This is a genomic window from Solilutibacter pythonis (assembly GCF_003697345.1).
GTDB classification, from domain to species: domain Bacteria; phylum Pseudomonadota; class Gammaproteobacteria; order Xanthomonadales; family Xanthomonadaceae; genus Solilutibacter; species Solilutibacter pythonis.
The window spans coordinates 1-2,746 of record NZ_RFLY01000043.1; the positions used below are offsets into that span (position 1 = coordinate 1).

General features: G+C 67.2%; 1 pseudogene. It reads right to left on the bottom strand.

Going from position 1 to position 2,746, the window contains the following annotated elements:
• A pseudogene (locus EBB59_RS13965) lies at positions 1-2,746 on the bottom strand (hypothetical protein); the annotation flags it as partial.

The following is a 2,746-nucleotide window of genomic DNA, read 5'->3' on the forward strand; positions in this document are numbered from 1 at the left end:
ACCGGCCCGCGCGGGGTTTTCGCCTCCATCTGGGGGATATCCATGCCTTGTGTCTGATTCGTCGCCAGTGTTTGTTGGGCGTCTTCGATGGCTTGCTGTTCGAGCAGGTCGTTGCCCCATTTCAATAAGGCATGGGTATGCGGTGTATGGCCGATCCGGTCCAGGGCCGATTCGATTGCCAGGAGGTTTTTCGAATACATGGCGTATATCAGGTCGTCGACGTCGCGGTCGCCGCTGATGCCCTTGCGCGGGGTGTTTTGCTCGCCGGGATGTCGTGCCGGGTCGTTTGTTTGCGGTGCATGCGTCTTGGCGTTTTCGTACCATTCGTCGTCTCGGGCGCGGCGTTCGCGGTCTTCGCGCTCGCGGGTGTCTCGGTCGCGTTGCGCTTGTGACTCCTGGTCACGCCGCGCCTGTGCCTCCCGCTCCCGTGCTTCACGTTCCTCGCGTGCTTGCCGCCGCGCTTCCAATATCTGAAGCAGTTGTTGCGCCTGGCGCATGGGGTCTTCGTCGGGCGGGGCATCGTTCGTCTGTGACCACGCCGGGGAATGTCGGGCGTTCTGGTCGTGTACGCGCGGGGCGTGTATCGCCATGTCGTCTTGCGGGAAGGTCGGCGCGGCATGCGTCGCCGCCCGTGCCGGGTCGTTTGTTTGCGGCGCATGCGTCTTGGCGTTTTCGCGCCATTCGTCGTCCCGGGCGCGGCGTTCGCGGTCTTCGCGCTCGCGGGCGTCTCGGTCGCGTTGTGCTTGTTCTTCCCGCTCCCGTGCTTCGCGTTCCTCGCGCGCCTGTCGCCGCGCTTCCAATATCTGAAGCAGTTGTTGCGCCTGGCGCATGGGGTCTTCGTCGGGCGGGGCATCGTTCGTCTGTGACCACGCCGGGGAATGTCGGGCGTTCTGGTCGTCCCGGCCCGGGGGCTCGGATGCGGCGGCCGGGGCATGCGCCATGGCGGATCTCATCGAACGCACCGGGCCGGTGGGCGCTTGTGCGGCCGGTGTCAGCCCTTGCGCCCGGATGTCCTGCCGCGCCTGTTGGATGTCGGCATCGGTGGTGAGGGCGGCGACGCGGATGACGCCATCGTCATCGCGGCGCAGATGGGCGATGGCGCTGTGGACGTCGTATGCGCCGGTGGCGTTCGGGTCGAGCGCGAGGGCAGTAGTCGCTGGGTCAAGCCCGGCCCGGGCGCGGGTGGTGTTCACCGCCAGATGGACGGCGGCCAGTGTTTCGGCATGGGGAGCCACGCCGTGGCTGGTATAGGTATTGGCCAGCTGGGCGAGGTCGCGTTGTTCCTGGGTCGGGGTTTGCCAGACGGGTAGGGCGTCCATCGTCCGGGCGTGCTGGGCCAGTTGAGGTTGCAGCGCGGCGCGGGTGGCCGCGAGTTCGGCGGCGATAGGGCCAGTCGCTACTTCATCGCCGTGCCGCCATAGGCCATCGTCGCCGCGTTGGTAGGCGCGGGCGTTGGAGGCTTGCAGGTGGTCGGGGTCGCGGGCGGTGTGGATGGCGGCCGGGATGGAAACGGTCTCGATATTCGCCCAACCATTGAGCCGGTGGGCCACGTCGTAGCGGGCGGCAAGGGCGGCGGGGCCGTGGGCGATATTGGCCTGGATGACGTCGGCGGCCTGGCGGTCGAGTTGGGCGGCGCGTTCGGGGTTGGCCACTTCCGGCTGATAGTGATAGCCACCATTGGGCCGCGCGTCGGTGGCGCGGTTGCGCTGCCATTGCTGGGTATCGGGGGCGTGCAGCCACGGAGCGGGGGTGAGGCTGGGGCGATCCTGGTCGTTGGCGTCCAGGCGGTAGGGATTACGCGGGGGCGGCAGGCGGCCCAACGTAATTTCCACGGACTGGTGGGTGGCCTTGTAATCCAACTCTCGACGGGTGTCGAAATCGGCGGCGAACGCTTGCGGGGCGGCCTGGCCGTCGGCATCGAGGTCGGCTTGTAAGGGGCTGACCCACTCGCGGCGGTTGAACGTCCATTGCCGGCCGAGGGCGTCGGTCTGGGTGGCGACCTCGCGGGCGTCGAGGCGCCGCATGGCTTGCTCGGAGAGAACGTAGCCGGCGATACCGCCCGCGATTCCCCCGGCGACCGCGCCATACACGCCCCGCCGTCCGCCCAGTTCGGCCCCGAGCTTGCCCACGGTATACGCGGCGACCCAGGCGTTGGCGTTGTTGACGGCGTAATCGCGCAATTCGTGCTTCGCGCCGAGCAGATTATCCTGAGCCAGGAGAGTATCGACGCGCTGGCCGGTGTGCATGGCGTCGGTAATGCTGGCGATGGCGCCGATGGCCCCCAAAGCGCCCGCGGCCCTGACGCCGGGGCGCTGGTGCATGGGGGGTTCGTAGGGCTTGAATTCCACAGGCCCCATTTGCCGCAACCGTGTTTCCAGCGTTTCTCCCTCGGTCAATGCCGGTGCGGACACCTGGGCCGTGCGTTGCACGGGTTGCGCTTCGCTCACCATAGGACGCAACTCGGCCCGCAGGGGTTCCGGTGATTGCGCGGGGGCATGGGCGAGCATGCCTGGAGAGGTATGGTGTGAATAATCCGATGCGAGTTGCCGCACTTGCCCGGCAGGCAGGGCGCGCTCCATCTTGGGGGCGGTACGGAAAAGCAGATTGCCCTCTTCGGAGCGATGGATGACGTTCATCCTGGGGTCTTCCGGCTCGTGCAGGCGTGGCAGGATCGAGTCGCCGAGCAGCCGGTTGTGGTAATCGGTCATCAGATTGAAGCTGCGGATGCCGAGCCCGTTGCGGATAT